Consider the following 22,456-nt stretch of genomic DNA (forward strand, 5'->3'; position numbering starts at 1 on the left):
CTCGCCGGCCGGGGGCGGGGACAAGCGACTTAACCCCAGCATCGGCGCGTTTTCAGCGCCGGGAGGAAACCTCATGAAGAAGCTCATGACCGCCGTTCTGGCGGGTGCTGCGTTTGCGGCCTTGCTCGGCATGGCCGCGGCCGACGATGACGGTGACTGGATCGCCACGTGGACCGCAAGCGCCCAGCCCGCCTGGGAAGCCGACTTCGCCGTGCCGCTCGGCATGCCGGCCAATCTGTGGAACCACACGATCCGTCAGGTTGCTCGAACCAGCATTGGCGGCGGCAAGGTTCGCGTGGTCGTGTCGAACGAATACGGCAAGCTCCCGCTCAAGATCGGGGCGGCGCATATCGGAGTTACCAAGGACGGCGCGGCCATCCAGCCTGGATCGGGCAAGGCGCTGACCTTCAGCGGCAGCCCGTCGATCACCATCCCGCCCGGCGCCCCCGTCATCAGCGACCCGGTCGACCTGAAGGTGGCGCCGCTTTCGGAACTGTCGGTAAGCCTGTTCTTCCCCGAAAGCGCGCCGGCGACGACCATCCACTGGGACGGCCATCAGACCGCCTACGTCGCGGCCGGCAACAAGGTAGCCGACGAGGAGCTGAAGGCAGACTCGACACAGACGCAGCGCGCCTTCCTCACCGGCATCATGGTCGATGCCCCCGACGACGCCCGCGCCATCGTCCTGTTCGGCGATTCCATCACTGACGGCGACGGCTCGACGATCGACGGCAACGACCGGTGGCCGGACACGCTCGCCGAACGTCTGGCACAGGCCGGCGGCGATCCCGTCGCGGTGCTCAACCAGGGCATCTCCGGCGCCAAGGTTCTGAGCGACCGCATGGGCGTGAACGCGCTGGCCCGGTTCGACCGTGACGTGCTCAACCAGCCGCGCGCCGATACCGTCGTGCTGATGATGGGGATCAACGACATCGGCTGGCCCGGCACGGGTCTGGCGCCGCACGATCCCGAGCCCACGGCGGAGGACATCATTGCGGGTTATCGGCAACTCATCGCCCGAGCCCACGCGGACGACATGCGCATCATCGGCGCGACGCTGACGCCGTTCGGCGATTCTTTCGCCGGCTCGCCGTTCGAGGGCTACTACACCCCCGACAAGGAGAAGGTTAGGCTTGCCGTCAACGACTTCATCCGCAACAGCAAGGAATTCGACGGCGTCATCGATTTCGACAAGGTCGTGGTCGATCCGGCAAGACCCGGCTATATCAAGGCCGAGTTCGACAAGGGCGATCACCTGCACCCCAACGCCGCCGGCTACGACGCCATGGCCTCTTCGATCGACCTGGAGCTGCTCGCCGACGATTGAAATGCGGCCGCGCCCTGTGACGGGTCCCGCCATGGAACTTGCACCGCGGAGGTCCCCGGGACCGCCGCGGCTCCGTTCGCCGCACATGCCTTCGCGATTGGCAGGATCGCACGGACGCGATACATGCGGCATCGAAACAGGCAAACGTCACTCGGAAGGGCCACATGCCGCTCAAGATCGCCGTCCAGATGGACCACGTGTCGACGGTGAACATCGCCGGCGACACTACCTTCGCCCTGTCGCTGGAAGCGCAGCGGCGCGGCCACACCCTTTTCCACTACACGCCCGACCGGCTGACGCTCGCCGGCAGCAAGGTGTTCGCGCGCATCGAGGAGATGACGGTGCACGACGAGAAGGGCAATCATTTCTCGCTCGGCGAGCCTGTGCGGACCGACCTGTCGGAAATGGACGTCGTGCTGCTTCGGCAGGATCCGCCCTTCGACATGAACTACATCACCACCACCCACATCCTCGATCGCATCCATCCCAAGACGCTGGTGGTCAACGACCCGGCCTGGGTCAGGAACAGTCCGGAAAAGATCTTCGTCACCGAGTTTCCCGACCTGATGCCGGAGACGCTGATCACCAAGGACCCGCAGGAAGTGGCCGCTTTCCGCAAGCGGCACGGCGACATCATCATAAAGCCGCTCTACGGCAATGGCGGCGCCGGCATCTTTCATCTGCACGAGGCCGACCGCAATCTTGCCTCGCTGCTGGAGATGTTCTCCCAGATGTTCCGCGAGCCGTTCATCGTGCAGCGCTACCTGAAGGACGTGCGCAAGGGCGACAAGCGCATCATCCTGATCGACGGCGAGGTGGCCGGCGCGATCAACCGGGTGCCGGCCGAGCACGACAGCCGCTCCAACATGCATGTCGGCGGCCGCGCGGAGAAAACCGAACTCACCGACCGGGAACGCGAGATCTGCGCCCGCATCGGCCCCTCGCTGCGAGAACGCGGTTTTATCCTCGTCGGCATCGACGTGATCGGCGACTACATGACCGAAATCAACGTGACCTCGCCGACCGGCGTGCGCGAGGTCAGAAAATTCGGCGGCGCCGACATTGCCGCGCTGTTCTGGGACGCGGTGGAGGAGAAGCGCGGCTGATTTGACCATGTAGACGGTTGCTCCTGTCGGATCGCGAGAATGTTCCTGTAATGTTCTTGCGGTCACAAGAAATCTGTGCTTCATTGGATTGGCGCGGCAAGGGGCAGACGGACCGCGCGATCCGGAGAGGGCGGCATGGTCGCGCGGGTTCGCACAGTTGCGTTCCAGGGCATCGAGGCGGTTCCCGTCGACGTGCAGGTGATGATCGCGCCGGGCAAACCGAACATCCATATTGTCGGCCTGCCCGACAAGGCGGTGGCCGAAAGCCGCGAGCGGGTGCAGGCGGCGCTGCATGCATCTGGCCTGTCGATGCCGGCGAAGAAGGTGACGGTCAATCTGGCGCCGGCCGATCTGCCGAAGGAAGGCAGCCATTACGACCTGCCGATCGCGCTCGGGCTGATGGCGGCGCTCGGCGCGGTACCGGGCGACGCGCTGATGGATTACGTCGTGCTTGGCGAATTGTCGCTCGACGGCACGATCGCCCCGGTCGCCGGAACGCTGCCGGCGGCGATGGGCGCCAATGCCGACGGCAAGGGCCTGATCTGTCCGTCCGCCTGCGGTCCTGAAGCTGCATGGGCGGGGTCCGAGATCGACATTCTCGCGCCGCGCAGCCTGATCGCCATCGCCAATCATTTTCGCGGCACGCAGGTGCTGGCGCGGCCGGAGGCGAAGGTGCATGTGCCGGCCGACAATTTGCCGGACCTTGCCGACATCAAGGGCCAGGAGACGGCGCGGCGCGCGCTGGAGGTTGCCGCCGCCGGGGGCCACAATCTCCTGATGGTCGGCCCGCCGGGATCCGGAAAATCCATGCTGGCGCAGCGTCTGCCGTCGATCCTGCCGCCGCTTTCACCGAAGGAACTGCTTGAGGTCTCGATGGTCGCCTCGATCGCCGGCGAACTGGCTGGCGGAAAGCTCACCAACCGCCGGCCATTTCGCGCGCCGCACCACTCGGCGTCGATGGCGGCCATGGTCGGCGGCGGCCTGCGTGTGCGGCCAGGCGAGGTGTCGCTGGCGCATCACGGCGTTCTTTTCCTCGACGAGTTTCCGGAATTCTCGCCGGTGGTGCTGGATTCGCTGCGGCAACCGATCGAAAGCGGCGAATGCGTGATCGCCCGCGCCAACACCCGCGTCACCTATCCGGCGCGCATGCAGCTGATCGCCGCGATGAACCCATGCCGTTGCGGCATGGCCGGCGAGCCGGGCTTTCGCTGCGCGCGAGGCGACCGCTGCCGCACCGAATACCAGTCGCGGATATCAGGCCCGCTGCTCGATCGCATCGACCTGCGCATCGAGGTGCCGGCCGTCAGCGCCAGCGACCTGATCCGGCCGGGGAAAGGCGAGCCGAGCGCCGATGTCTCAAGGCGCGTTGCCACCGCTCGGACGATCCAGCGCAGGCGGTTCGACGAGATGGGCGTTTCGATCGCCACCAACGCCCATTGCCCGACCTCTCTTGTCGAGGAGATCGCCCGGCCGGACGCAGGCGGCGCGGCGCTGCTGCGCGATGCCAGCGAAAAGCTCGGGCTTTCGGCGCGAGCCTATCACCGAGTCCTCAAGGTGGCGCGCACGCTGGCCGACCTCGACGAGAGCGAGGAGGTGCGGCGCATCCATCTGGCCGAAGCGATCTCATACCGCATCGCTGGCGAGCGGCTGGCACAGGCGGCGTGATAAAGGAATCTACTGAACCGAGCCGACGAGCGGTGCGGAGCCTTCACGGATCGTCACCCAGCGACCGGTATGGTTCGACGCCTGGCGCTTCAGGAAACGATAGCCGGTCTGGTTCCAGTCGCGGACGGAATTGGTGAGGTTGTCGAGGACAAAATCCCCCTTGTCGGTGCGGACCGTCAGCACCGCATGGCCCTCGCCATCGGGCTTGCGCACCACCGTCATCAGCAGGTTCGACAGCGAAACACCGCGTTCCTGCAACTGGCGGCGCTTTTCGAGCACATAGTCCTCGCAGTCGCCGACGCCGCCGTCCGGATAGGCCCAGACCTCGTCCTTGCCGTAGATGTCGAGGTCGTTCAACGGCTTGACCGCCGCGTTGACCTCCGTGTTGATGCCGACAAGCAGGCTCCACAGTGCTCCCGACATGCGCTCCGGCCCCCTGTCGCGCAGGCGGATCGAGCATTCCGATGGAGTTGCCTTGCAGAATTCGTAGTGGCCGATCGGTTGCGAAGTCAGCCCGCCGGTGATCATGGGGCCGGACGCGACAGCCTGTCCGGCGGTCAGCGTACCGATCGCCGCAGCCACAAGCATTCCGATGCGCATCGCGGTCAGCCGCGCCCGCGGTGAGGATTGCATAGCCCACTCGCCCTTTGTCGTTAATGAAACGTTAAGGTCGATTTGCCGGCCAAGTCAATTCGCCTAAGGTAACAGTTTGTAGTGATGGTTACCGCGAGGCGTCGGCCGCGGCGAATCTGCAACAGGAAGCAGGACCGGCCCGGAAACGGGCGGGTCATTCAGTCGAGAGGTGCGGGAGAATCAGACCTTGGTGGCGCGAACCAGCCTCGGTCGGGCCGGCGCGCGGCTCTCCTTGCCGTAGCTTGCCATGAAGTCGACGATTCGCGGCAGGATTTCGGCGCGGAAGCGCGAGCCGTTGAATACGCCGTAGTGGCCGACAGCCGGCTGCATGTAATGGGCGCGCATGTCGTTCGGAATATTGACGCAAAGGTCATGGGCGGCCTGGGTCTGGCCGAGGCCGGAAATGTCGTCGTTCTCGCCCTCGATGGTGAGCAGGGCGACATTGCGGATCGCGGCCGGATCGACGGGCGTGCCGCGATGCGTCATTTCGCCCTTCGGCAGAGCGTGGCGGACGAACACGGTCTCCACGGTCTGCAGATAGAACTCGGCTGTCAGGTCCATGACGGCCAGATATTCGTCGTAGAAGTCGCGGTGCTTTTCGGCGCTGTCGCCGTCGTTCTTGACCAAGTGCATGAAGAACTGCTTGTGCGCCGTGATGTGGCGGTCGAGGTTCATGCTCATGAAGCCCGAAAGCTGCAGGAAGCCCGGATAGACGTCGCGCATCATGCCCGGCGCCGGCCACGGCACCGGCATGATGACGTTGTCGCGGAACCAGTCGATGCTCTTTTCCTGGGCGAGCAGGTTCACGGCGGTAGGATTGCGGCGCGTATCGATCGGTCCGCCCATCAGCGTCATCGTTGATGGCGCGAAGCGGTCGCCCCTCGCCTCCATAAGCGCGGCGGCGGCAAGAACCGGCACGGAGGGCTGGCACACCGCCATGACATGGGTGTCGGGTCCGAGCAGGTGCAACATGTCGACGACGTAGTCGATATAGTCGTCGAGGTCGAAACGGCCCGCCGTCACCGGCACCATGCGGGCGTCGGCCCAGTCGGTAATGTAGACGTCGGCATGCGGCAGCATGGCGTCGACCGTGCCACGCAGCAGGGTCGCGTAGTGTCCGGACATCGGCGCCACGATCAGCAGTTTGGGGTCGGAGCGCCGGCGCGCCGGCAGGTCGCGGACGAAATGGATCAGATTGCAGAAGGGCCGGGACCAGACCACCTTCTCGGCGACCGCCACCTGCTTCCAGTCGACGACGGTCTTGTCGATGTTGAAGGACGGCTTTCCGTAGCGGCGGGTCGTGCGCTCGAACAGTTCCGCCATCGCCGCCACCGAACGGCCGAACGGCGTCTGCGACAACGGGTTGACGGGATTGGAGTAGAACAGGCGAACCGCATCCGCATAGGCCCGATACGGCTGCATTGCGGCGTGGTTCATCTCATACATCTGATAATACATGCAGTAATCCCAACGCTGCGCGAACGGCGCGCAGCCCACCTATCGTTAGACAACGAAGTTAACGATCTCTTGTTGCGATGCAATAGAGGCGGCGCCGGGGAGTGGCCTTATCCTTTGGTCCAATATGTCCACGTCAAGGACCGCCATTCGGGCGGGTCAAATCCCCTCGACCAGGACGATTTCGCCATCCGCGTATTTCTGCCGGATCGCCTTGGCTGCCTGGTATTCGGGCGAATGGTAGCAATCATGCGCGATTTCGAGCGACGCGAACTCGATCACCACGTTGCGGCCTCGGCCCGCGCCCTCCGCCAACTCATGGGCGCCGCCGCGCGCCAGCATCCTCGCGCCATATTTGTCGAAAGCGAGCTTCGCAGCGGCCACGTAGTCCTTGTATCCTTCGGCATCGCGCACATCGACGCGGGCGATCCAGTATCCCTTGGGCATCTTTTTCCTCCCGGAGTTCAGCCGTTCAGGCCCGCGCCATCTCGGCGATGATCGCTTCGGCTGCGGCGCGGCGGTCCGGCGCGGCGACGACAGGACGGGCGACAACGAGATGGCTGGCCCCGGCGCGGATCGCCTCGGCGGGGGTCATCACCCGTTTCTGGTCGCCATGCTCGGCGCCGGCCGGCCGGATACCGGGCGTCACCACGGCCAGATCAGGCCCGACGATCCTTCGCACCGCGGCCGCCTCGCCGGCCGAGCAGACGATGCCGCCCATGCCCGCGATCCTTGCCTGCTCGGCGCGGCGCAGCACCAGCGTATGCGGATCGTATTCGTAGCCCGCGTCAACCAGATCCTGTTCGTCCATGGAAGTCAGCACCGTCACCGCGAGCAGGCAGAGCGGCGTGCCCCGGGCAGCCTCGGCGGCGGCTTTCATCGCCTTGGGATAGGCGTGCAGCGTCAGCATCGACACGCCCATCTTCGCGATGCTCTCGACGCCCTTGGCGACCGTGTTGTCGATGTCGAGCAACTTCATGTCGAGGAAGACGCTCTTTCCCGCTTCGACAAGTTCGCGGGCAAAGTCCAGTCCGCCGGCGAAGGCAAGCTGGTAGCCGATCTTGTAGAAGGAAACCGTGCCGTCGAGATCGCTCACCACCGCCTGGGCGGTTCTCAGGTCGGGCACGTCGAGCCCGACGATCAGGCGGCGGACGATATCGTCATGCGGCATCCGAAGCTCCGTCGAAGTTCCATCCCGCCTGGGTCATAGCGGCCCCCGCGGCGACAGCATCAAAGCCCGCTCGATCAGCGTGCGGCACAGGCGCTCCATGCCGCTGCGAAGCCGCTCCTCGCGAAAATTGCCGTCCTCGTCGAAGGCCACGCCGGCATTCGGCACCGAGACCTGGGGCGCGATCACCTCCATCTGGATGTGCGACAGCACGGCGCGAAGATGGGCCGCGCTGCGGATGCCGGCAAAATGACCCTCGGAGGACGAGCACAGCGCCACGACCTTGCCGGACAGCGGCCGCACGGGAACGCCGCGATCCCGGCGCACCCGGCTGATCCAGTCGATGGTGTTTTTCAGCAGCGGCGGCATCGAGCCGTTATATTCCGGCGTGGCGATGAGAATTGCGTCGTGCTCGACGAACAGGCGGGCGAGTTTCACCGCATTGTCGGGAACGCCTTTTTCGGTCTCCAGATCCTGGTCCATGATCGGCAGCGGATAGTCGGCCAGCGAGATGCGGGTGACCTCGGCGCCCTGCAGCGCCAGTTCCTTCATCGCCGCGTCGGCCGTCCTGCCGCTGTAGGCGCCGGTTCGGATCGAACCGGCGAAGACCAGGATTGTCGGGTTCACCGGCGTTCGCTCGTCAGGCCATCAGTTGCCGCGGCCGCGACGATAGACCCAGAGCTGGGTCGGCGGGATGTTGCGGATGACGAAGTCGAAATGCTTCACGCTATAGTTGCCCAAGCCCGGCGGCACCGGCGATTTCGGACCGTAGGTCAACTGGATGACCGGCCGGCCTTCCGGAATGCGATCGAGCAGATCCTCGATATAGGCCACCCGCTGCTGCACCGGGAAATTGAGCAACGGAACGCCGGAGATGACGCTGTCGAAGCATTCGGGCCTGTCTTGGCCTAGCGCGACGTCGAGGTCGAAGGCATCGCCTTCGATCACGTTGACGCCCGGAAAATTGCGCCGCAGGTGCCGGACGAAATCAGCCGAATATTCGACGGTATAAAGGTTCTTCGGCAACACACCGCGCCCCAGGATCGCCCGGGTGATCACGCCCGTGCCCGGCCCGATCTCCAGCACCGGAAGGCCGGAGCCGACATCGATGACGGACGCCATGCGCTTCGCGGTGATCGAACTGGTGGGAATGATCGAACCGACGGCCTTGGGCTTGTCGATCCAGCCCTTGAAGAACCGAAGCTCGTCATCGAATTTCTCGGCCAGCGCCTTGCGCAACTCCGATCCGCGTCGCATGGGCCGCACTCCCTGTCGCTTTCAGGCGATCAATAGCAGCCTGACCCCTCATTGCAAGGCTTACGCAACGTTGCCAAGGGATTGTCCCCCGGCCAAGCTGCGTCAGCGGTCGCCGAAGGATTCGAAAAAATCCTTCATGCGGGAAAAGAAGCCGCTGGATTGCGGCGAGTTTTCCTTGGAGGAGAGTTTTTCGAATTCCTCCAGCAGCTCGCGCTGCCGTTTCGTCAGGTTCTGCGGCGTCTCGACCGCCGTCTGGATGTAGAGATCGCCGATTGTCGGCTGGCGCAGCACCGGCATTCCCTTGCCCTTCATGCGGAACTGCCGCCCGTTCTGCGTGCCTTCGGGCACTTTTACGCGCGTCTGCGAACCGTCGAGGGTGGTGACCTCGAAGGAGCCGCCGAGGGCGGCGGTCGTCATCGAGATCGGCACCTTGCAGTAGAGATCGGCGCCGTCGCGCTGGAAAAACTCGTGCGGCTTGACCGACAGGAAGATGTAGAGGTCGCCCGGCGGCCCGCTGCGAAGGCCGGCCTCGCCTTCGTTGGCGAGCCTGATGCGCGTTCCGTCCTCGATGCCGGCGGGGATGTTGACTGACAAGGACCGCTCCTCGGTGACGCGGCCCTGGCCGGCGCATTTCGGGCACGGGTCCTTTATCGTCTGGCCGCGGCCATGACATTGCGGGCAGGTGCGTTCGATCGAGAAGAACCCTTGCGCGGCGCGCACGCGGCCCGAGCCGGAGCAAAGCGAGCAGGTGACCGGCTGGGTGCCCGGTTTTGCGCCGGAGCCCGAACAGTCGGAGCAGGAGATGGAGGTCGGCACGCGGATCTGCGCGGTCTTGCCGGCGTAGGCCTCCTCCAGCAGGATCTCCATGTTGAAGCGCAAGTCGGCGCCGCGCTCGCGACCGGTGGAAGAGCGGCGGCGTCCGCCGCCCATCATCTCGCCGAAAATGTCTTCGAAAATGTCGGAGAAGCCGCCGCCGGCGAAGCCAGCGCCGCCGTTCATGCCGCCATTCTCGAAAGCCGCGTGGCCGAAACGATCGTAGGCCGCGCGCTTCTGCGGGTCCTTCAGGGTCTCGTAGGCCTCGTTGATTTCCTTGAACCGATGTTCGCAAGCGGCGTCGCCCGGATTGCGATCCGGATGGAACTGCATGGCGAGTTTGCGGAAGGCGCCTTTCAGGTCCTTTTCGTCTACGCCCTTCTGGACACCGAGCGTCTCGTAGAAATCAGCTTTCATCTCGCCCCGCCGTCAAGCTTGCCGATGTCTTGCCGCATCGTCTTCCTGCCTGCTTTTGCGGCGCCCTCCCCGGGCGCCGGGTAACGACGGTTTCCGCCACTCATCGTCTACACCACCTCTGCAAAAGGCCCGACGAAGCCGCCGGGCCTTTCCAGGTTTCACCATCGGATCGTCAGGCCGACTTCTTCTTGTCGTCCTCGTCGATCTCTTCGAAGTCGGCGTCGACGACGTCCGAATCCTTGGCGGCGTCCGCCTTGGCGTCGGCTTCCGCCGCTTCTTTCTGCGAGGCCTCGTACATGGCCTGGCCGAGCTTCATCGACACTTCGGCCAGCGTCTGCGACTTGGCCTGGATGTCGTCGGCGTCGTCGCCCTCGGCAGCCGTCTTCAGCGCGGCGATGGCGTCGGCGATCGCCTTGCGGTCGGTCTCCGAAACCTTTTCGCCATATTCCTTGAGCGACTTCTCGGACGAATGCACGAGAGCCTCGGCCTGGTTGCGAGCCTCGACCAGCGCGCGCCGCTTCTTGTCGGCTTCGGCGTTAGCCTCGGCGTCCTTCACCATCTTCTCGATGTCGGCATCGCTAAGGCCACCCGACGCCTGGATGCGGATCTGGTGCTCCTTGCCGGTGCCCTTGTCCTTGGCCGTGACGTTGACGATGCCGTTGGCGTCGATGTCGAACGACACCTCGATCTGCGGCACGCCGCGCGGCGCCGGCGGGATGCCGACCAGGTCGAACTGGCCGAGCGCCTTGTTGTCGGCAGCCATTTCGCGCTCGCCCTGGAAGACGCGGATGGTGACCGCGCCCTGGTTATCCTCGGCGGTCGAGAAGGTCTGGCTTTTCTTCGTCGGGATCGTCGTGTTGCGGTCGATCAGGCGCGTGAACACGCCGCCCAGCGTCTCGATGCCCAGCGACAGCGGGGTCACGTCGAGCAGCAGCACATCCTTGACGTCGCCCTGCAGCACGCCGGCCTGGATTGCGGCGCCCAGCGCCACCACCTCGTCGGGGTTGACGCCCTTGTGCGGCTCCTTGCCGAAGAACTGCTTCACCACTTCCTGGACCTTCGGCATGCGGGTCATGCCGCCGACCAGCACCACCTCGTCGATCTCGCCTGCTTTCAGGCCGGCATCCTTGAGCGCCGCCTTGCAGGGTTCGACGGTGCGCTGCACGAGATCGTCGACGAGCTGCTCGAATTTGGCGCGCGTCAGCTTCATCGTCAGGTGCTTCGGACCGCTCTGGTCGGCGGTGATGAAGGGCAGATTGATCTCGGTCTGGGCGGACGACGACAGCTCGATCTTCGCCTTTTCAGCCGCCTCCTTGAGGCGCTGAAGGGCGAGCTTGTCGTTCTTCAGGTCGATGCCCTGCTCCTTCTTGAATTCCGCCGCGAGGTACTCGACCAGGCGCATGTCGAAGTCCTCGCCGCCGAGGAAGGTGTCGCCATTGGTCGACTTCACCTCGAACACGCCGTCGCCGATCTCCAGCACCGAGATGTCGAAGGTGCCGCCGCCGAGGTCGTAGACGGCGATGGTCTTGCCTTCCTTCTTGTCGAGGCCATAGGCGAGCGCGGCCGCGGTCGGCTCGTTGATGATGCGCAGCACCTCGAGACCGGCGATCTTGCCGGCGTCCTTGGTGGCCTGGCGCTGAGCGTCGTTGAAATAGGCGGGAACGGTGATGACGGCCTTCTCGACCTTCTCGCCGAGATAGGCTTCCGCCGTCTCCTTCATCTTCTGCAGGATGGTCGCCGAAATCTGCGAGGGCGACTGCTTCTTGCCGCCGGCCTCGACCCAGGCGTCGCCATTGTCGCCCTTGACGATGTGATAGGGGACGAGCTTCTTGTCCTTCTCGGTGACCGGATCGTCGTAGCGGCGGCCGATGAGGCGCTTCACCGCGAAGATGGTGTTCTCGGGATTGGTCACTGCCTGGCGCTTGGCCGGCTGGCCGACGAGGCGTTCGCCGTCGCCGGTGAAGGCGACGATGGAGGGCGTAGTGCGCGCGCCTTCCGCATTCTCGATGACCTTGGCGTCCTTGCCGTCCATGACGGCGACGCAGGAATTGGTGGTCCCCAGGTCGATGCCGATAACTTTTGCCATGTTCTAGTCTCTCCGTTTAGCAGGTTTTCAGGACCCAATGAGGCGTTCCGGTGAAAACCCCTGTTCTCTGGAAATTCGCCCGGCGGACCGCATGCAACGGCCGCCCGGCGGCTGTGGCGCGTATATAAGAATAGCCATTTCGCCGTGCAAGCGCCGTAAAGCCGGCAACGAACGGGAAATGTGGGCAAAACCGCGGCCATCCCCCATATTCACCGGCATGACCGACACGGCCACGATCGATCCGGCAGCTATGCGCCGTCACCGGCTGACCAACACGCTGCACACCGGCCTGCTGGCGGGCGGCAGCCTGCTGCTGCTTGCCGTCACCGCCTGGGTGTTCGGCGGCCCGATCGGCGTGGTCCTGGCCATAGTCTTCGGCGCCGTTTCGCTGGCGGCGGTGCGGCGCGTCAGCCCGCAGATGGTCTTGTCCATGTACAAGGCCCGGCCGGTGACCGAGGCCGAGTTTCCGGCCGGCGTCCGGCTTCTGCGCATCCTGTCGCAGCGCGCCGGCCTGCCAGCCGCGCCAAAACTCCATGTCATCCCCTCGCAGATGATGAACGCCTTCGCGGTCGGCCGCCGCGACGATTCCGTCATCGCCATCACCGACGCGCTGGCGCGGCGGCTGACGATGCGGGAACTCGCCGGCGTGCTGGCCCATGAGATCAGCCATATCGCGCATGAGGACATCAAGGTGATGGCGCTGGCCGATATCGTCTCGCGCTTCACATCGGTCATGTCGACCGTCGGCCTGCTCACGCTGATCATCAACATAGGCGGCCTGTTCGGCGGCATGGGCGAGCCGGTGCCGTGGCTCGCCGTGCTGGTGCTGCTCGCCGCGCCCACCGTTGGTGGCCTGCTGCAGATGGCGCTGTCGCGCACCCGCGAATTCGACGCCGATTTCGGTGCGGCGGTGTTGACCGGCGATCCGGATGGGCTCGCCTCGGCGCTGCAAAAACTGGAGCGGGCGCGCGGGCGGCTTTGGGAGGGCATCCTGCTGCCCGGCGGCCGCATCCCCGATCCATCGGTGCTGCGCACGCATCCGGCAACCAAGGACAGGCTGGAGCGGCTGGCGGCGTTGAAGGCCGAGATGGGTGCACTGGCCGGCGAGGCGGCGATCGTGCTGCCGTCCACTTCGACACCTGCGCGGCCGATCCCGGTTCCGCGTGGTTCGCTGGTGCCGCGCATCCATCAACATGGCGGCCGGCATGGACCGCTCTACGGCTCGCTGATGGCTCCGCTGGCAGAAATCGGCGACGCTCCGGGTTGCGACGCTTCACTTCACATGCCGGACGGGGCGCCGCGCGTCCGTCTGCTGCGCGGCCTCGCCTGGTGGTGAGCGCGCCGCACGCTCGGATCGTCCCGCGTCGCTCTTCGCTCCGGCCGGCCGGTCGAACAGGCTCCCTATATTGATCGTGAGGGACGCGGCCTAACCAACGCCCGGCAGGGTGATGACAAAACGCGCGCCCGCGGCGCCGTCGGCCAGCGTGATGGTTCCGTCATGCGCCTTGACCAACGCCGCGACGATGCCCAGCCCGAGCCCGGTGCCGCCGCTGTCGCGCCGCGTGGTGAAGAACGGCTCGAATATTCTTGCCCGGTTCACGGGCGGCACGCCGTCGCCGTCGTCGTCGGCAATGACCGTGACCGTGCCGTCTTCGGAAGCCGCCAGCCGGAAGTGTTTCGCGCCGTGGCGTGCGGAATTGTCGGCAAGATTCCGCAACAGGATCGCGGCATTCTCGGCCGACATGCGGAAGCGGATGTTTTCACCAGCCTCGATCTCGACGGCGAGCCTCGGTTCCTCACCGAGTGTGGAAACCGCCTCTGCCAGCGAGGCGGTCTCGCCGCCGCTCACCGTGCTTTCCGCCCGCGCCAGCTCGATCAGCCGGCGCACCAGCCCGTTCAGCCTTTCGGTGTCGTCTACGATGTTGGCGTGAAAGCGCGCCCGCGTCGCCTCGTCCATGCTGTCGCCGCCGTCGCGCAGCAGCTCGGCGGCGCCCTGGATCGCCGTGAGCGGCGATTTCAGCTCGTGCGAGACGTGGGTGGCGAAGGTGCGGATCGTGTCGGAACGCGCCTGCAGCTTTCGCGCCATGTCGAGGAAGGCGCCGGCGAGTTCGGCCATCTCGCGGGTGCCGTGATGGCCGAGCGGGCGGATGGCGTCGCGGTCGCCGGCGGCGATGCGGGCGGTGCGGTCCATCAGCTCGTACATCGGCCGGCTGACGGTGCGGATGAAAACGAAGGCGATCAGCAGCGTGGCGGCAAGGATGGTGACGGTGGCCAGCGCCAGCTTGCCGCGCTCGGCATAGAGATGTTTGACGATATTGCTCGGCGTGCGCGACATGTAGACGACGCCGGCGACGCGGTCTTCGACCACCACCGGTATCGCCACAAAGATGCGCAACATGGTGCCGCGGCTGACCGAATAGAGCGGCGGCGATGGCCGGTCGCGGATGCGCGAGCGCAGCGCGCTGGCATATCGCCCGTCGAGCGCAGCGCGAACCTCCTCGACTTGCGACAGCGAGCGCCCGACCTCGCTGCCGCCGGCAATCACCACGCCGGAGGGATCGAGCAGCCGAAAGCCGGCCAGCGTCGTCCGTTGCGCGGCATCAAGTATTTCCGAGAGTTTCGCTCCAAGTGCCGAAAAGGCGGGATCGGGCGTGCCCGGCGTCGAATCCGGGCGCGGCGGCAGGATCGGGTCGAGCGCCAGGTCGAGCGAGGGTTCGATCGGGCGCAGCCGTTCCGACCGTTCCGCCGGTGGCCTTTCGGGCACGTTCGCTCCGAAGTTCGATGACGGGATCGACGCGGCGCGCAGCTCCGCGGCGAAGGCTGCGGCGATCACCGCGCCCTGGCCGATGAGTTCCGCCTCGGTCTGGCGGATCAACTGGTTCTCATAGACGCGGAAGAAGAACAGGCCGGCCAGCGGCAGCGCCAGCACCGTCAGCAGGATGGCGAATACGACGAGGCCGAGGCGCGGCCGCCATTTGTCCCTCACGCGCCGCACCTGCCGAGCCGGAAGCCGACGCCATGCACCGTCTCGATGGCGTCGGTGCAGCCCGCCGCCACGAATTTCGCGCGGATGTTGCGGATGTGGCTGTCGACGGTGCGGTCGGAGATGTGGATGTTGGCGGCGTGGCTGGCGTCGACGATCTGCGCTCGGGTCAGCACATGCGCCGGGCGCGCGAGCAGCCTCCTGACAATAGAAAACTCGATTGCCGTGAGGCCGAGATCCGTCTCGCCGAAGCGGGCGGCGCGGCTGGCCGGCCGCAAGGTCAGCCGGCCATGCGAGACGGGCTCGTCCTCGTCCGCGTCAGGCTCCGGGCGGGCGCGCCGCAGGATGACGTTGACGCGCGCAACCAGTTCGCGGGGGCTGAAGGGCTTCGTCACATAGTCGTCGCCGCCCATTTCCAGGCCGAGGATGCGGTCGATCTCCTCGTCGCGGGCCGACAGGAAGAGGATCGGCAGGCGCGAAGTCTTGCGCAGCTCGCGGCAGACCTCCAGCCCGTCCATGCGCGGCATGCCGACGTCGAGCACCATCAGGTCGGGCGGCTTGCGCTCGGCCTGCGCCAGGGCGGACGCGCCGTCGCCGACGGCATCGACCACCATGCCGGCCTTTTCCAGCGCAAAGCAGATGACTTCGCGGATATGCGGGTCGTCGTCGGCAACGAGGATGCGATGCGCCATCGGCGGCCTCTCAACGCGGATCGAGCGGCAGGCCCGGAGGGACCGGCCGCATGTTTTCGTCCAGATAGCGCGAAAGCCGCCAGCCGCGAAACGTCCAGGCGCGCCATTCGGCGGTCTGCCGTTCATGGCGCCGCGCCAGCCAATCGCGGTCCCGGCGGAGCGACGCCGGGTCGGCAGTGCGCTCCGGCACCGCGCCAGCGATGAGAAGGTCGAGCGCCGGCACCGCCGCCGGGCCGAGCGAAAGCAGATAGGATCGATCCAGCGGCAGGCCCCGGCCGTTCATTTCAAGACTGTGGCGTACGTTGTAGTCGGCGATCAGTCCGGCGAAGTTTACGAAACAGCCTGCATAAAGCGTCAAGGAAAGCGTCAGAAGATTGGCGTCGACCAGCCAGCCGTTCGGTTTTTCCAGCGCGATGCGCGCCACGATCAGCAGAAGCCCCACCGCCACCAGTCCCATCCAGATGAAGGCCGCCACCCGCCAATAGGTCAGCATGTAGATGTCGATGTAGAGGTCGAGCCGCAGGATCGACGACAGGACCAGCACGACGTTCTGCGCGATCCACAGATAAACCAGCAGGCGGATAGGCCGGTCGGCGGAGGCCGCGCTGCCCGGCCGCAAGGCCAGCAGCACGAAACCGGCGGCAAGCAGCGCCGTGGCGATCAGCGGATAGGCGCCGCGATGCGCGTATTCCGCATAGGTCATGCCGTCGGGCAGGGCCACGCCGCCCCACAGGTAGACGATGTCGAGAAGAGTCTCGACGGCGAAGATGGCATTGAAGATCAGCAGCGCGCGAAAGATCGCGGCCCTGCCGAACAGCGTGTCGAACAACCGGTCGGGCTCTGTCTTCGCCGGCGCAAATCTCGGTCCCGGCGCGGGCGAAAGGCCGGGCGTGCTTCGCCGCTGAAAGACTTTTGGCAGGCGCGGGCGCAACAAGGCCCAGACACAGAAGATGACGGCGAGCCAGAAGGCCAGCTGCAAAGGCTGGAGCAGGGCAAGCAGCGCCCGCGGATCGAGCAGTGCGACCCATCGTTCGACGACCGGGTTCGCCATGGCGAACAGCGTAATGAACACTAAGGCGAGGACGATGGGCATGAGCCAGCCCAGCACAATGGCGAGCCGGACCATGCCGCCTTTCGTGCGGCGGCTTGCCCTGCGCCAGCGGAGAAGGTCTAAAGGCAAGCGGAACGGTGTCGCAAGCGCCAGCGCGGGCAACTGCCGCGCCATGTTTGCAAGGCCGTTGCGCAGGCGTCCCGAGGCGGCAAGGGCGAATATGCCGAGCGAGGCAATCGCGACGGACACGGAAAGCAGGCTGATGTTTTCCACCAGCGGCAGCAGGCCGGCCGCCAGGAACGCCCACAGGACGGAGGCTCGCCGGTCAGGCGGTGTCCGGTTGGCGATGGCAATGCCGACGCCGAGCAGTGCGGCGAACAGAAGCAGCGAAATCCCGAACGGATGCCCGAACAGCAGGAAATCGGCGGCGGCCGTCAGGGCGGCTGTGATGCCGAGCCGTGCTGCAAAACCCGGGCGCGATATTGCGGCGCTGATCATGGCCGCCGTCCTGCGGAAGCCAGGCGCCGCGCGGGCCGTTTGGTATGCCGGCAGGGAGGCGCGAAGGTGAAAATCGTCGCGCTGCCCCGCGGGCGCGGCAGCGGGTCGAGCCACCAGGCGTCGAACCGGATGCGATCCGGGAGCCGGGGTTCGAGCGAGGGGAGGGCGTGATTCCGGTTTGGCATGCGGCGCTTTTGCCGGACCATGCTGGCCGGCATGCGCCGCCGCCGCGCAGAGTTTCAGGCTTGCCGTGCAGAAATCGTGCAGGGGGCGGTGCGATGTCGGTTTACCGGGCCGGCATGGCCTCCTGCCCAAGTGGGTCGGACACACGCTTGGACGCGACACTCATACCAAGGGTCATTTTCCTTGACCGTCGGCGCTGCCCCTCACTGTCCTGCCGGACATCTCTCCCCGTGTAGAACGGGGAGAGAGCCGCTGGCCGCAACCTGCGCGGCGACCATCAGCCAAAAGCAAGAAGATCAGACCGGCTCCCAGCCGTCCCTTTCCGAGGCGCGGAAGATGGCGTCGATGACCTTCTGGTTCTTCACCGACTCCTCCAGCGTGAACACCGCGTCGCCGCCGCCCTGCGCGGCGCGGGCAAAAGTCTCGACCTCCAGCCGGTACTGCCGCGTCGCCGGAAAGCGGAAGACGGTCGCCTCTGTGTGGTTCTGGTTGTGCAGCTCGATGCGGTGATGATCGTAGTCGCCGGCGTTGAACGGCGCGTGCACCTCGATAAAACCCTTCTCGCCGTGGAACACCATGAACTGGCGCAGCGCCATCTGCGTCGAGCAATAGAAGGTCAGGTGGAAGTCGCCGAAATCGGCCTTGGTGCTGGAATAGGTGTCAGTTCCGAATTTTGGGTCGCGCTCGACCGTCGACTGGATGCGCAGCGGCTCCTTGCTGGTGACGAAACGGGTCGAGACGGTCGGGTAGACGCCAATGTCGGGCAGCGCACCGCCGCCGAGCTCGGGGATGTTGCGCATGTTGGTGGCGTCTACGTTATAATAGGAGAAGGCGCCCTGCACATGGCGCAGCCGGCCGATCGCGCCGCCCTGCACCAACTCGCGAACCTTGATCCATTGCGGGTGGTAGACCACCATGAAGGCCTCGCAGACGAGAACCTTGTTGCGGTCGCGCGCGGCGATCACCTCGGCGATGTCCTTGGCGTCGAGCGCCAGCGGCTTTTCGACCAGGACGTGCTTGCCGGCGTCGGCGGCCTTCACCGCCCATTCGACATGCTGCGAGGTCGGCAGCGGGATGTAGACGCCGTCGATCGTATCGGAAGCCAGCATCTCCTCGTAGGAGCCGAAGGCATGCGGCGCGCCGAAGCGATCGGCCAACGCGCGCGCCTTGGCCACGTCGCGGCTCGCCACCGCCGTCAGCACACCGTTCTCGGCGTCCTGGATGGCCGGCAGAAGCTGCTCGCGCCCGATCTTTGCCGTCGACAGAACACCCCAGCGAAACATTTTTCCATCCCTCGAATTAAAAACCGGCGGACCCTAGCGCATGGTTTTCGGGAATGAAACCGCAAGAACGGTTTTGGCTCAGATCATCTCTAGCCTCTGCCTGCGGCGCGGCGGCGGGAAGGCAGCGTCGAGCTCGGAAAGGTCCGCCGGCGTCAACGTCAGGTCGAGCGCGGCGCGGTTGTCGCGCACATGTTCCGGCCGCGTCGCCTTGGGAATGGCGATGACATGCGGGTGGCGCAGCGTCCAGACGAGCGCGACCTGCGCCGCGCTGACGCCATGGCGCGCCGCTATCCGGGCGAGGCGGGCATCGGCGGTGAGGTCGCCCTGCCCGACCGGCGAATACGCCATGACCGGCAGGCCGCGCGCCGCCGCCTGTGGCAGGAGGTCGTATTCGATGCCGCGCGCCGACAGATTGTACAGCACCTGGTTGGTCTCGACGCCCGAGCCGCCGGCATCCGCCAGTTCCTCCATGTCGTCGGTGTCGAAATTGCTGACGCCCCAATGCAGGATCTTTCCGGCCGCCTTCAGATCCTCGAATACTCCGACCGTCTCGGCCAGCGGCACGCCGCCGCGCCAATGCAGCAGATAGAGGTCGAGCCGGTCCGTGCCGAGGCGTCTTAAACTGGCCTCGCAGGCGCGCATCGTGGCGGCGCGCGAGGAATTGGAGGGAAGCACCTTGCTGACCAAAAAGACCTCGTCGCGGCAACCGGCGATCGCCTCGCGCACCACCTCTTCCGAGCCGCCGGACGCATACATCTCGGCGGTGTCGATCAGCGTCATGCCGAGATCGAGCCCGAGTTTGAGGGCCGCGACCTCGTCGGCATGTCTTCGCCGGTCCTCGCCCATCTTCCAGGTACCGAGACCGAGTACCGGCACTTCGACCCCGGACGGCAGGCGGGTGGTGCGGACATTTTTGGACATCGGGCGCTCCTCGGTTTTTTTGGTTCGGCAGGTTGCAGGTTACTCGATCCTGGCGCGGAAGTGGGGGAGAATCGAGATCGGGCGGGCCGAGCGAATGGCGCGAACGCCAAGACGAATGCCGGTGCTGGCTCTTGCGGGCCATGTTGCTGGGCGGATAATCCTGACGCTTGCGATCGGGAGCAGGAAATTCATGAACGTGGCCGCAGCACAGATTTACGGGTCGCAGTCGATGGCCGGCCCGTTGAAGCGGGTGCTGATGCGCCGCGCCTCCTCGGCCATGCGCGGCGCCGACGCGAAGCGCTGGCACTATGCCCTGGGCTTCGACGCCGGGCGTGCGGGCAGCCAGCACGAGGCGCTGGCAAGACTCGTGGCTGCCTCCGGCGCCGATATCGAATGGCTGGACGACAGCGAGGACGGTCTTGCTGATTCCGTCTTCACCCACGATCCGTCGCTAGTGACCGACCACGGCGCCGTCATCCTGTCGATGGGCAAGCCGTTGCGCGAACCGGAACCGGCGCTGCATGAAGCGGCCTATGCGCGGCTCGGCGTGCCGGTGCTCGGCCGCATCGAAAAGCCCGGCCAGGTCGAGGGCGGCGATTGCGTCTGGGTCGACCGCACCACGCTCGCCATCGGGCGGGGAGTGCGCACCAACCAGGACGGCATCCAGCAGATGGCCAATCTGCTGACGCCGCACGGAATCTCGGTCTACGGCTTCGATCTGCCACTGTGGCACGGCGAGGAAGCCTGCCTGCATCTGATGTCGGTGATCAGCCCGCTGGCCGACGATCTGGCGCTGGTCTACGCGCCGCTGCTACCGGCGGCGTTCTATCAGATGCTGAAGACCAAGGGCATCCGGCTGGTCGAGGGCGACGCCGACGAGTTTCTTGCCTCCAACGGGCTAAGCCTCAACGTGCTGCCGACCGCGCCGCGCGAGGTGATCGCGGTAGCGGGTTTTCCGAAAACCGCGGCGGCGATGGAGGCGGCGGGATGCACGGTCAAGACTTTCGAGGCGGATGCGCTGTGCATCGCCTGCGAGGGCGGACCGACATGCCTGACGCGGCCGGTGTTAAGGGGATGAGCGGGCCGCGCTTTTGTCCCTCCCCCTTGAGGGGAGGGTGCCGAGCGAAGCGAGGCGGGTGGGGTCCTCGCGGCCGTACGAGGGGCCTTCTTTGCAGTAGAGAAGATTGGGTAGAGCGCGGCCGCAGCGACCCCACCCGGCCGCTTCGCGGCCACCCTCCCCTCAAGGGGGAGGGAAGCCAATGACCACCATCGGCGAAGCTCTCATCAGCCTGCTCGAACGCCACGGCGTCGACACAGTGTTCGGCATTCCGGGCGTGCACACGGTCGAGCTCTATCGCGGGCTGGCGGGCTCGAAGATACGCCACATCACGCCGCGCCACGAGCAGGGCGCCGCCTTCATGGCCGATGGTTTTGCCCGCGCCAGCGGCAAGCCCGGCGTCGCCTTCGTCATCACAGGGCCGGGCCTGACCAACGCCATCACCGCCGTGGCGCAGGCGCGCGCCGATTCGGTGCCGATGCTGGTGGTGTCCGGCGTCAATGCCACCGCCACGCTCGGCAAGGGATTCGGCTATTTGCACGAACTGCCGGACCAGCGCGGCATGATGGAGAAGGTGGCGCTGTCGTCGACGCGTGTCGAGAGCGCGGCGGAGTTGCAGCCGGCGGTGGATCGTGCCTTTGCCCTGTTCAGGACCGCCCGGCCGGGGCCGGTGCACATCGAAATCCCGCTCGACGTGATGGGCAAGCCCGCCGTTTCCCTGAAACCCGTCGAAATGGCCGAGCCGCCGGAGCCGGATCATGCCGCGATCGTTTCGGCCGCGCGGCTGCTGGCCCAGGCGGTGCGTCCGGTCATCCTTGCCGGCGGCGGCGCGAGCCGCGCCGAGGCGCCGCTGCGCGCGCTGGCCGAGCGCCTGGATGCGCCGGTGGTGCTGACGGCGAACGCGCGCGGCCTGCTGCATCGCCATCCGCTCGTGGTGCCGGCCAGTCCAAGCCTGAAATCGGTGCGCGAGCTGATCGACGGCGCCGACCTGGCGCTCGCCGTCGGCACCGAGTTCGGACCCACCGACTACGACATGTATGCCGACGGCGGTTTCGCCTTGCCTGCCAATCTCGTGCGCATCGACATCGACGCCGAGCAGCTCGACCGGCATCCGGCTGATGTCAAGGTGGAGGCGGACAGCGCCGCCGCGCTGGAGGCGCTGCTCGCGATCCTGTCGGACCGCGCCCGGCCGTCGGGCACGTCGAATGGCGGCGAGCGGGCCGAAACGTGCCGCGACGCCGCGCGCGCCGAGCTGGCGCGGCTCGGACCGGCGCTGCCGTCCCAGTTGGAAGCGGTCGAAGCCATTCGCGATGCGCTGCCGGGCGCGCTGATCGTCGGCGATTCGACGCAGCCGGTCTATGCCGGCAATCTTTACTACGACCATGACCGACCGGGGGGCTGGTTCAATGCCGCCACCGGCTACGGCGCGCTGGGTTACGGTCCGCCGGCGGCAATCGGCGCCGCGCTGGCCGGGCCCGGCCTGCCGGTCGTCTGCCTCACCGGCGACGGCGGTTTCCAGTTCACGCTGCCGGAGATCGCGGCGGCGGTCGAGAGCAAGGCCGGCGTGGTTTTTGTGGTGTGGAACAATCGCGGTTATCGCGAGATCGAGGTGTCGATGCGCGACGTCGGCGTGGAGCCCGTGGGTGTGTCGCCGGCGCCGCCCGATTTTTGCCTGGTCGCCGAAGCCTACGGTTTGTCTTATGCCAAGGTGACGAATGCCAAGGAGCTTGCCTCGTCGCTTCGCGCCGCAACCGCGCAGCCCGCCATGATCGAATATGTCGTGCCCTGACCGCCGCGCGGCACCCCCGGTCGTCCGTCTCAAAAAAGACCCGCCGGGTTGCTCCGGCGGGATCGAAACGTG

The 22,456-nt window shown here is 66.2% G+C and carries 19 protein-coding genes; 6 read left to right on the forward strand and 13 right to left on the reverse strand.

Features of this window, described 5'->3' with window-relative positions; genetic code table 11:
* Positions 1–73: 73 nt before the first annotated feature.
* The 3 genes from RB623_RS09170 (at position 74) to RB623_RS09180 (ending at position 4,098) form a co-directional block, all read left to right on the forward strand.
* On the forward strand, positions 74–1,327 hold the full coding sequence (locus tag RB623_RS09170; protein ID WP_308056472.1) for an SGNH/GDSL hydrolase family protein: 1,254 nt from the start codon (positions 74–76) through the stop codon (positions 1,325–1,327).
* A gap of 164 nt (positions 1,328–1,491) precedes the next feature.
* Entirely contained in the window at positions 1,492–2,433 is a 942-nt protein-coding gene (gshB, locus tag RB623_RS09175) for a glutathione synthase (RefSeq protein ID WP_308056473.1), read from the forward strand.
* Positions 2,434–2,568: 135 nt separating this feature from the next.
* A complete protein-coding gene (locus RB623_RS09180; RefSeq protein WP_308056474.1) occupies positions 2,569–4,098 on the forward strand; it encodes a YifB family Mg chelatase-like AAA ATPase in 1,530 nt (509 codons plus the stop codon).
* A gap of 9 nt (positions 4,099–4,107) precedes the next feature.
* On the opposite strand, the gene RB623_RS09185 is transcribed toward RB623_RS09180, so the two are convergent.
* The 8 genes from RB623_RS09185 to dnaK form a co-directional block, all read right to left on the reverse strand.
* Positions 4,108–4,731, reverse strand: coding sequence for a transglutaminase-like cysteine peptidase (locus RB623_RS09185; protein WP_308056475.1), 624 nt, complete (start codon positions 4,729–4,731; stop codon positions 4,108–4,110).
* A gap of 180 nt (positions 4,732–4,911) precedes the next feature.
* A complete protein-coding gene (locus RB623_RS09190; RefSeq protein ID WP_308056476.1) occupies positions 4,912–6,189 on the reverse strand; it encodes a polyhydroxyalkanoate depolymerase in 1,278 nt (425 codons plus the stop codon).
* Between the two features lie 156 nt (positions 6,190–6,345).
* A complete protein-coding gene (locus RB623_RS09195) occupies positions 6,346–6,633 on the reverse strand; it encodes a DUF1330 domain-containing protein (RefSeq protein ID WP_308056477.1) in 288 nt (95 codons plus the stop codon).
* A gap of 25 nt (positions 6,634–6,658) precedes the next feature.
* Positions 6,659–7,357: an orotidine-5'-phosphate decarboxylase gene (gene pyrF / locus RB623_RS09200; RefSeq protein ID WP_308056478.1), complete on the reverse strand. Its 699-nt coding sequence runs from the start codon at positions 7,355–7,357 to the stop codon at positions 6,659–6,661.
* A 33-nt stretch (positions 7,358–7,390) separates the two neighbouring features.
* Complete coding sequence (locus RB623_RS09205) at positions 7,391–7,981, reverse strand: NAD(P)H-dependent oxidoreductase (RefSeq protein ID WP_308056479.1); 591 nt, start codon at positions 7,979–7,981, stop codon at positions 7,391–7,393.
* Between the two features lie 21 nt (positions 7,982–8,002).
* A complete protein-coding gene (gene pmtA, locus RB623_RS09210) occupies positions 8,003–8,611 on the reverse strand; it encodes a phospholipid N-methyltransferase PmtA (protein ID WP_308056480.1) in 609 nt (202 codons plus the stop codon).
* 102 nt (positions 8,612–8,713) lie between these two features.
* The gene (gene dnaJ, locus RB623_RS09215) at positions 8,714–9,841 is read right to left on the reverse strand and encodes a molecular chaperone DnaJ (RefSeq protein WP_308056481.1); all 1,128 of its coding nucleotides are present in this window, start codon (positions 9,839–9,841) and stop codon (positions 8,714–8,716) included.
* Positions 9,842–10,013: 172 nt separating this feature from the next.
* Positions 10,014–11,927 (reverse strand): molecular chaperone DnaK, encoded by a 1,914-nt coding sequence (gene dnaK / locus RB623_RS09220; protein WP_308056482.1) that lies wholly within the window; start codon positions 11,925–11,927, stop codon positions 10,014–10,016.
* Positions 11,928–12,105: 178 nt separating this feature from the next.
* On the opposite strand from dnaK, the gene RB623_RS09225 reads away from it, so the two are divergent.
* A complete protein-coding gene (locus tag RB623_RS09225; protein ID WP_308056483.1) occupies positions 12,106–13,263 on the forward strand; it encodes a zinc metalloprotease HtpX in 1,158 nt (385 codons plus the stop codon).
* A 90-nt stretch (positions 13,264–13,353) separates the two neighbouring features.
* On the opposite strand, the gene RB623_RS09230 is transcribed toward RB623_RS09225, so the two are convergent.
* From RB623_RS09230 to RB623_RS09250, 5 genes are all read right to left on the reverse strand, one after another.
* Complete coding sequence (locus RB623_RS09230; RefSeq protein ID WP_308056484.1) at positions 13,354–14,913, reverse strand: ATP-binding protein; 1,560 nt, start codon at positions 14,911–14,913, stop codon at positions 13,354–13,356.
* Positions 14,910–15,602: a response regulator transcription factor gene (locus tag RB623_RS09235; RefSeq protein WP_308056485.1), complete on the reverse strand. Its 693-nt coding sequence runs from the start codon at positions 15,600–15,602 to the stop codon at positions 14,910–14,912. Before RB623_RS09235 ends, RB623_RS09230 begins: the two co-directional genes overlap by 4 nt.
* 10 nt (positions 15,603–15,612) lie before the next feature.
* Complete coding sequence (locus RB623_RS09240; RefSeq protein ID WP_308056486.1) at positions 15,613–17,151, reverse strand: DUF4173 domain-containing protein; 1,539 nt, start codon at positions 17,149–17,151, stop codon at positions 15,613–15,615.
* 479 nt (positions 17,152–17,630) lie between these two features.
* Positions 17,631–18,617, reverse strand: a complete 987-nt coding sequence (locus RB623_RS09245) for a Gfo/Idh/MocA family oxidoreductase (RefSeq protein WP_308056487.1) — start codon at positions 18,615–18,617, stop codon at positions 17,631–17,633.
* A 78-nt stretch (positions 18,618–18,695) separates the two neighbouring features.
* Positions 18,696–19,538, reverse strand: coding sequence for an aldo/keto reductase (locus tag RB623_RS09250; protein WP_308056488.1), 843 nt, complete (start codon positions 19,536–19,538; stop codon positions 18,696–18,698).
* 229 nt (positions 19,539–19,767) lie between these two features.
* Here RB623_RS09250 and RB623_RS09255 point away from each other — a divergent pair, with 229 nt between their 5' ends.
* Together RB623_RS09255 and RB623_RS09260 are read left to right on the forward strand one after the other, a co-directional pair.
* Positions 19,768–20,616 carry an arginine deiminase family protein gene (locus RB623_RS09255; protein ID WP_308056547.1) on the forward strand — a complete coding sequence of 283 codons (849 nt, stop codon included), beginning with the start codon at positions 19,768–19,770 and terminating at the stop codon, positions 20,614–20,616.
* A 181-nt stretch (positions 20,617–20,797) separates the two neighbouring features.
* The gene (locus tag RB623_RS09260) at positions 20,798–22,384 is read left to right on the forward strand and encodes a 5-guanidino-2-oxopentanoate decarboxylase (protein ID WP_308056489.1); all 1,587 of its coding nucleotides are present in this window, start codon (positions 20,798–20,800) and stop codon (positions 22,382–22,384) included.
* The last annotated feature ends 72 nt before the right edge of the window (positions 22,385–22,456 follow it).

The sequence above is a fragment of the Mesorhizobium sp. LHD-90 genome (assembly GCF_030929505.1).
In the GTDB taxonomy this organism is placed as follows: Bacteria; Pseudomonadota; Alphaproteobacteria; order Rhizobiales; family Rhizobiaceae; genus Kumtagia.

What these genes read in the sequence shown, in the direction of transcription:
- RB623_RS09170 (WP_308056472.1), top strand. Translation starts at nt 74, where the DNA reads ATGAAGAAGCTCATGACCGCCGTTCTGGCGGGTGCTGCGTTTGCGGCC.
- gshB (WP_308056473.1), top strand. Translation starts at nt 1,492, where the DNA reads ATGCCGCTCAAGATCGCCGTCCAGATGGACCACGTGTCGACGGTGAAC.
- RB623_RS09180 (WP_308056474.1), top strand. Translation starts at nt 2,569, where the DNA reads ATGGTCGCGCGGGTTCGCACAGTTGCGTTCCAGGGCATCGAGGCGGTT.
- RB623_RS09185 (WP_308056475.1), bottom strand. Translation starts at nt 4,731, where the DNA reads ATGCAATCCTCACCGCGGGCGCGGCTGACCGCGATGCGCATCGGAATG.
- RB623_RS09190 (WP_308056476.1), bottom strand. Translation starts at nt 6,189, where the DNA reads ATGTATTATCAGATGTATGAGATGAACCACGCCGCAATGCAGCCGTAT.
- RB623_RS09195 (WP_308056477.1), bottom strand. Translation starts at nt 6,633, where the DNA reads ATGCCCAAGGGATACTGGATCGCCCGCGTCGATGTGCGCGATGCCGAA.
- pyrF (WP_308056478.1), bottom strand. Translation starts at nt 7,357, where the DNA reads ATGCCGCATGACGATATCGTCCGCCGCCTGATCGTCGGGCTCGACGTG.
- pmtA (WP_308056480.1), bottom strand. Translation starts at nt 8,611, where the DNA reads ATGCGACGCGGATCGGAGTTGCGCAAGGCGCTGGCCGAGAAATTCGAT.
- dnaJ (WP_308056481.1), bottom strand. Translation starts at nt 9,841, where the DNA reads ATGAAAGCTGATTTCTACGAGACGCTCGGTGTCCAGAAGGGCGTAGAC.
- dnaK (WP_308056482.1), bottom strand. Translation starts at nt 11,927, where the DNA reads ATGGCAAAAGTTATCGGCATCGACCTGGGGACCACCAATTCCTGCGTC.
- RB623_RS09225 (WP_308056483.1), top strand. Translation starts at nt 12,106, where the DNA reads ATGTGGGCAAAACCGCGGCCATCCCCCATATTCACCGGCATGACCGAC.
- RB623_RS09235 (WP_308056485.1), bottom strand. Translation starts at nt 15,602, where the DNA reads ATGGCGCATCGCATCCTCGTTGCCGACGACGACCCGCATATCCGCGAA.
- RB623_RS09240 (WP_308056486.1), bottom strand. Translation starts at nt 17,151, where the DNA reads ATGATCAGCGCCGCAATATCGCGCCCGGGTTTTGCAGCACGGCTCGGC.
- RB623_RS09245 (WP_308056487.1), bottom strand. Translation starts at nt 18,617, where the DNA reads ATGTTTCGCTGGGGTGTTCTGTCGACGGCAAAGATCGGGCGCGAGCAG.
- RB623_RS09250 (WP_308056488.1), bottom strand. Translation starts at nt 19,538, where the DNA reads ATGTCCAAAAATGTCCGCACCACCCGCCTGCCGTCCGGGGTCGAAGTG.
- RB623_RS09255 (WP_308056547.1), top strand. Translation starts at nt 19,768, where the DNA reads ATGGCCGGCCCGTTGAAGCGGGTGCTGATGCGCCGCGCCTCCTCGGCC.
- RB623_RS09260 (WP_308056489.1), top strand. Translation starts at nt 20,798, where the DNA reads ATGACCACCATCGGCGAAGCTCTCATCAGCCTGCTCGAACGCCACGGC.